The organism is Hydrogenophaga sp., from assembly GCF_048549895.1.
GTDB lineage: Bacteria > Pseudomonadota > Gammaproteobacteria > Burkholderiales > Burkholderiaceae_C > Hydrogenophaga.
Map to the genome: position 1 here is coordinate 24,925 of NZ_JBLYYB010000012.1, position 6,640 is coordinate 31,564.

The window sequence follows — 6,640 nt, forward strand, 5'->3', positions numbered from 1 at the left end:
CATGCCCTCGCGCGATCCCGCATCCATCACCAGTTGGCACGCCCACGTGTACTTCGGTGCCGACAACAGGGACGCCGCATGGTCACTGCGCGAAGTCATCGCCATCGAACTGGCTGCACGCGTCGAGATCGGCCGCTTCCACGAGAAACCGGTCGGGCCGCACCCGGCCTGGACCTACCAGGTGGCTTTTGGTGCCGCCGAGTTCGCCCACGTTGCAGCGTGGCTCTCGCTCAACCATGGCGCGCTGGATGTGCTGATCCATCCCAACACCGGCGATGCCCTGAGCGATCACCGAGATGGCGCCTTGTGGATCGGCAAGTCCTACATGCTGGATCTGAGCGTGCTCAGTAATTAGACGGCGCACCGTATTCAAAAAGACGAAAGGCCGCATGTAGCGGCCTTTCCATTTGGTGCATCTTTCAGCTTGTTAGCGTCCAGAGCGCATATCCCAATCGACTAAGTTCGGCGAGTTTAGCACTGCGTGTTACAAACACGCCATAGCAAACTCAGGGAGACAAAACATGCCGGCAATGCGGTATCGGCTCGCTTTGGATTTGGGCAGCACCTCATTGGGATGGGCAATGCTGCGGTTGGCTGGGGACAAACCCGTTGCAGTCATCAAGGCGGGCTCGCGAATCTTCAGCGATGGGCGCAATCCCAAAGACGGGTCTTCTCTGGCAGTGACGCGCCGCGATGCACGTGCCATGCGCAGACGGCGCGACCGACTGCTCAAGCGCAAATCCCGCATGTTGCGCACACTGATTGAATACGGCTTCTTCTCGCCAGACGCGGCCATCCGAAAACAACTCGAACTGCTGGACCCGTATGCGCTTCGAGCCCGAGGGTTGGATGCGGCGCTCAAGCCGGAAGAATTCGCCCGGGCGTTGTTTCACATCAACCAGCGGCGCGGCTTCAAGAGCAATCGAAAGACCGACAAAAAAGACAGCGACAGCGGTGCGCTGAAAACGGCAATCAGACAACTGCATGCCGCTATTGACCCCGCGGGATCGAACGGTATGCCGCGAACGGTGGGCGAATATCTCCACCGACGCAATCAGGCGGGCCAAACTGTTCGCGCTCGCTATCGTCAGCAGCGCGTGGAAAAAGAAGATGGCAAAACCCGCATCGACAAAAGTTACGACCTGTATGTGGATCGCGCCATGATCGAGGCGGAGTTCGATGCCCTGTGGGCGAAACAGGCTGAACTCCATCCAACGCTGTTTCATGAAGCTGCCCGCTTTGACCTCGAGGACTGCCTGCTGCACCAGCGCCCGCTCAAGCCCGTCAAACCTGGCCGCTGCACGCTGTTGCCGGAGGAAGAACGCGCACCCCTGGCGCTGCCCAGCCAGCAACGCTTTCGCATCTACCAGGAAATCAACAACCTGCGCATCCTGCGAGAGGGGTTGCAGGAAGAGGCTCTGACGCTGGAGCAGCGCAATCGACTGGTCGACGAACTCGACACAAAAAGCAAGCTGAGCTTCACCCAGATCAAAAAGCTCCTGGGGCTGGGCGGCAACACCCGTTTCAATCTGGAAGACGCCAAACGGCAGGAACTCAAGGGCAACACCACCAGTGCCATTCTGAGCAAAAAGGACCTCTTCGGATCGGCTTGGCTGAGCTTTGACGAAACGAAGCAAGACGCCATCGCCATACAGTTGGTGACCGAGGAAAACGAGAGCCGCCTGGTGCGCTGGCTGCAGGAGCATACGGGTGCTGATGAAGCACGGGCAGAAGCATTGGCGAACACAGGACTGCCCGAAGGCTACGGCAGCTTGAGCGCGAAGGCACTCGCCCGCATCCTGCCTGCGCTGCGTGCGGATGTGGTCACGTACGACAAGGCCGTTCAAGCCGCCGGCTTCGGCCATCACAGCCACATCAGCCATGCAGCAACCGGGGAAATTCTGCCGGCTCTGCCCTATTACGGCGAGTACCTGCAACGCCACGTGGGGTTCGGCACAGGCAATACGAACGACACACCTGAAAAGCGCTACGGCAAGATCGCCAACCCCACGGTTCACATCGGATTGAACCAGGTGCGAACGGTGGTCAACGCCCTCATTCAACGCTACGGCCATCCCAGCGAAGTCATTGTGGAAGTGGCGCGCGACCTGAAACAGAACCTGGAACAACGCAAGGAAGACCAGGAGCGACAGGCAAGGAACCAGAAACGCAACGAACGCCTGCGCAACGAGGCGTCCGGCATCCTGCAGTGCGCTCCCGAACGTGTTCGGCAAGCCGACATTCAAAAGATGATTCTGTGGGAAGAACTCAGCTTTGACCCTGCAGACAGGCGCTGCCCGTACAGCGGGGTACAGATCGGTGCGGGCATGGTGCTGAGCGATCAGGTGGAGATTGAGCACATCCTGCCGTTCTCACAGACACTGGACGACAGCCTCAACAACAAGACCGTGGCCACACGCCAGGCCAACCGAGTGAAAGGCAATCGCTCTCCATGGGATGCCCGCCACGACTTTGCGTCGAAGGGATGGGACTATGACGCCATCCTCGCCCGCGCCGAGTTGATGCCCAAAAACAAGCGCTACCGCTTCGGCGAGGACGGTTTGCAAAAGTGGTTACGCGAAGACAAGGACTTTCTGGCCCGTGCGCTGAACGACACCCGCTACCTGAGCCGGGTTGCACGCGAATACCTGAGCCTCATTTGTCCACAGGACACACGCGTGATTCCCGGACAGATGACCGCCATGTTGCGAGGCAAATTCGGGCTCAACGAAGTGCTCGGACTGAATGGCGAAAAGAACCGCAACGACCACCGCCACCACGCGGTCGATGCCTGCGTGATCGGTGTTACGGATCAGGGCATGCTGCAACGCTTCGCGCAAGCCAGCGCCAGCGCGAGGGAGCGGCAACTCAACCGATTGGTGGACGACATGCCACTACCCTGGCCCAGCTACAGGGAACATGTGGAGCGCGCGGTACAGCGCATCTGGGTCAGCCACAAGCCAGATCACAGCCATGAGGGCGCCATGCACAACGACACAGCATATTCGCTGCTGGGTGACGGCATGGTCAGCGTGCGCAAAGTGGTGGATGGCGTGCGACAACGAGAAGTCAGTGCTCTCAAGGTCATTGAAATGGCGGACGCAAAGGCCGCTGCTCGCCACGGCATGCTGCCCAACGGCCAACCCAGGCCCTACAAGGGATACAAGGGGGACAGCAACTACTGCATCGAGATCGTGCGCAACGAGAAAGGCAAGTGGGAAGGAGAGGTGGTTTCGACGTTTGAGGCTTATCAGTTGGCGAAAAAGGAGGGAGCGCTTCGGCTGCGGCACCCGAGCCTGAGCGTCAGCGGACGACAGCTGGTCATGCGTCTTGCCAAGGACGACTGCATGCGCTTGGAACATGCAAATGTCGTTCGTGTGATGAGGTTGGTCTACGCAAACTCAGCAGGGACTCTGGCATTCGCTGATCAAAACGAGGCCAATGTAGACAAGCGAACTCGCACCAAGGAAATGGCCTACGTGTTCAAGACCGCTGGTTCACTACAAAAGTCGAAAGCCCGCCGAGTCAACATTTCCCCCATCGGCGAGCTGCGCGATCCGGGTTTCAAGGAGTAGCGCTCATGATCGGCCGCATTGTCGAAGTGGCTGACGACCGGCGCCACTTGTTCATGCACCGCGGGTTCTTGGTGGTGCAGGACACCGAAGGAGAGCGCAAGGAACTGGGGCAGGTGCCACTGGACGACATCGCGGCGGTCATTGCCAACGCCCATGGCCTCTCGTACACCAACAACCTGCTGGTCGCGCTGGCTGAACGGGGTGCTCCGTTTGTGCTGTGCGCGGCCAATCACAACGCCGTCGGCATGCTGCTGCCGGTAGAGGGCAACTTTGAGCAGTCAAGACGCATCGAGGCCCAGATTGCAGCAAGCCTGCCCACGCACAAACGCCTGTGGGCTGCCGTTGTGCGCTCCAAGCTGGAACAACAAGCCGCTGCCCTTGAGGCCACTGGCGCCCCGACGGCGCCGCTGACAGCCCTGGCAAGCAAGGTCCGAAGCGGAGACCCCGAAAACCTGGAGGCTCAAGGAGCCCGACGTTACTGGGGCTTGCTGTTCGGCCCCGACTTTCGACGCGACCAGAACGCGCCAGGACTCAACGGTCTTCTGAACTATGGCTACACGGTGCTCCGCGCCGCTACCGCGCGCGCTGTCATCGCCGCAGGACTGCACCCCAGCATCGGGCTTCACCACAGCAACGATCAAAATGCCATGCGACTCGTGGACGACGTCATGGAGCCGTTCAGACCCGTGATCGATCTCAAGGTGTGGCAACTCATGCGAAATCAGGAAAGGGACGTTACACCCGAAACCAAGCGCGCACTGGTAAGGACCCTGTATGACGACATGCAGAGCGATGCGGGTGCCACCCCAGTGCTTGTCTGCGTCCAGAAGTTGGCCACATCACTTGCGCTGGTGTACCTAGGGCAACGCGACAAGCTCGACCTGCCGTTGCCTGGGTTGCCGTTGGCGCTGGCCAACGCGCTGCGCGACGAGTAGCGCATGTGGCATCGAACATGCTCACGGGGTACCGGCTCATGTGGATGGTGGTGATGTTTGACCTACCGGTTGTAGAGCGGGCCGAGCGCAAGGCCGCCACCGAGTTTCGCAACGCACTGCTCGACATGGGTTTCGAGATGAGCCAGTTCAGCGTGTACATGCGCTTTTGCACAAGCCCGACGCAGGTAGAGACCTACTGCAAGCGCGTGGAAACGGCGTTGCCTGAGGGCGGAAAAGTCAATATCCTCCAGTTCACCGACAAGCAGTACGAGCGCATCATCAGCTTCAGCGGTCAGCTCAAGCTGCCTGCCAACAAAACCCCCGACCAGTTCGATCTGTTCTGACTTTTTCGATGATTTTTCCTGCCTCAGAAAAGCGAAAACCCCTTGAAAATCAAGGGGTTACCGCCGACCTAGTTTAGGCGATTGGGATATGCGCTCTGGCCGGAACTGTGCTGCGCGTTGGATGACCAGCGGGGGCAGTTTAGGCGATTGGGATATGCGCTCTGGCCGGAACAGCGCCCAGCTTGCTAAGAATTGTTGCCTCAGTTTAGGCGATTGGGATATGCGCTCTGGCCGGAACGCGAACAGTGAGGCGGGCGAGAACGAGGCAAGTTTAGGCGATTGGGATATGCGCTCTGGCCGGAACCCTGTGGCTTCGTTGATCGCGGCGTCCAGCAGTTTAGGCGATTGGGATATGCGCTCTGGCCGGAACAGAAGTTCGGCGGCCGGTGCGCGTACTGCGAGTTTAGGCGATTGGGATATGCGCTCTGGCCGGAACGCAATGGCGTGTGGCTCACGCATGGCGATAGTTTAGGCGATTGGGATATGCGCTCTGGCCGGAACGCGCTGGACCTCTCGGCGCGAAACGACTTGAGTTTAGGCGATTGGGATATGCGCTCTGGCCGGAACGGTGGTTCGGCTGGGATCAAAGGCCCGGTGAGTTTAGGCGATTGGGATATGCGCTCTGGCCGGAACCGGTGGTGCATCACTCAACGCGACCGTCTCAGTTTAGGCGATTGGGATATGCGCTCTGGCCGGAACAACGGTGGATCTATCGCCCCACCTCCGCCGAGTTTAGGCGATTGGGATATGCGCTCTGGCCGGAACTACATCGTGATCGGCTCGTTCATCGCCATGAGTTTAGGCGATTGGGATATGCGCTCTGGCCGGAACCGCCCTGCGCGGGGGCGCACTAGCGTATTAGTTTAGGCGATTGGGATATGCGCTCTGGCCGGAACTCAACGATCAACGTCCTCAAAGTCGAGAACAGTTTAGGCGATTGGGATATGCGCTCTGGCCGGAACTGGGACTTGCTGATTGCGCATCCACCGTGCAGTTTAGGCGATTGGGATATGCGCTCTGGCCGGAACTGCACATGGTGCGGAGTGCCATCTGATGCCAGTTTAGGCGATTGGGATATGCGCTCTGGCCGGAACCTGTCGTTTGTCGTGGTTTTCCTCGGCGCAAGTTTAGGCGATTGGGATATGCGCTCTGGCCGGAACTTGCTTGCGCTCCTCGTTCGTCTTGGCCGCAGTTTAGGCGATTGGGATATGCGCTCTGGCCGGAACCGTCGTTGCTCAAACCCTGCGTAAGATCCGAGTTTAGGCGATTGGGATATGCGCTCTGGCCGGAACCCTGTCAAGAAGCCTACGACAGCGCCGTGAGAGTTTAGGCGATTGGGATATGCGCTCTGGCCGGAACGCACAAACGGCGCGTGAAGTATCGTTGACTAGTTTAGGCGATTGGGATATGCGCTCTGGCCGGAACAAGAACATGCCTCTCATGCCTTCGCTCGATAGTTTAGGCGATTGGGATATGCGCTCTGGCCGGAACGGAGCTGCAAGTCATAGCCAGTGAACTCAGAGTTTAGGCGATTGGGATATGCGCTCTGGCCGGAACTGACCACTCTCGCAGAGAAGATCGCCCTGATAGTTTAGGCGATTGGGATATGCGCTCTGGCCGGAACTCGAGCGACCCGATCACGTTTGTCGTTCGCAGTTTAGGCGATTGGGATATGCGCTCTGGCCGGAACCTCTGCTGGTACATTGTCTTTACGCATGGTAGTTTAGGCGATTGGGATATGCGCTCTGGCCGGAACACATTCACAAAACTGGTCGCCAGCATGACA

General features: G+C 59.0%; 4 protein-coding genes and 1 CRISPR repeat array. All 4 genes read left to right on the plus strand.

The features are described from left to right. The first annotated feature begins 1 nt into the window (after nt 1). Nucleotides 2–355, plus strand: a complete 354-nt coding sequence (locus ACN4F8_RS01050; protein WP_419471877.1) for a DOPA 4,5-dioxygenase family protein — start codon at nt 2–4, stop codon at nt 353–355. A gap of 166 nt (nt 356–521) precedes the next feature. Continuing rightward, complete coding sequence (gene cas9, locus ACN4F8_RS01055; protein WP_419471878.1) at nt 522–3,575, plus strand: type II CRISPR RNA-guided endonuclease Cas9; 3,054 nt, start codon at nt 522–524, stop codon at nt 3,573–3,575. Nucleotides 3,576–3,580: 5 nt separating this feature from the next. Next, nucleotides 3,581–4,510, plus strand: a complete 930-nt coding sequence (gene cas1, locus ACN4F8_RS01060) for a type II CRISPR-associated endonuclease Cas1 (protein ID WP_419471879.1) — start codon at nt 3,581–3,583, stop codon at nt 4,508–4,510. 38 nt (nt 4,511–4,548) lie between these two features. Beyond that, on the plus strand, nt 4,549–4,854 hold the full coding sequence (gene cas2 / locus ACN4F8_RS01065) for a CRISPR-associated endonuclease Cas2 (protein WP_419471881.1): 306 nt from the start codon (nt 4,549–4,551) through the stop codon (nt 4,852–4,854). 70 nt (nt 4,855–4,924) lie between these two features. Continuing rightward, nucleotides 4,925–6,610: a CRISPR direct-repeat array (repeat unit 36 nt; unit sequence AGTTTAGGCGATTGGGATATGCGCTCTGGCCGGAAC). The last annotated feature ends 30 nt before the right edge of the window (nt 6,611–6,640 follow it).

Coding starts and splice junctions, on each gene's coding strand:
- ACN4F8_RS01050 (WP_419471877.1), top strand. CDS start 2: ATGCCCTCGCGCGATCCCGCATCCATCACCAGTTGGCACGCCCACGTG.
- cas9 (WP_419471878.1), top strand. CDS start 522: ATGCCGGCAATGCGGTATCGGCTCGCTTTGGATTTGGGCAGCACCTCA.
- cas1 (WP_419471879.1), top strand. CDS start 3,581: ATGATCGGCCGCATTGTCGAAGTGGCTGACGACCGGCGCCACTTGTTC.
- cas2 (WP_419471881.1), top strand. CDS start 4,549: ATGTGGATGGTGGTGATGTTTGACCTACCGGTTGTAGAGCGGGCCGAG.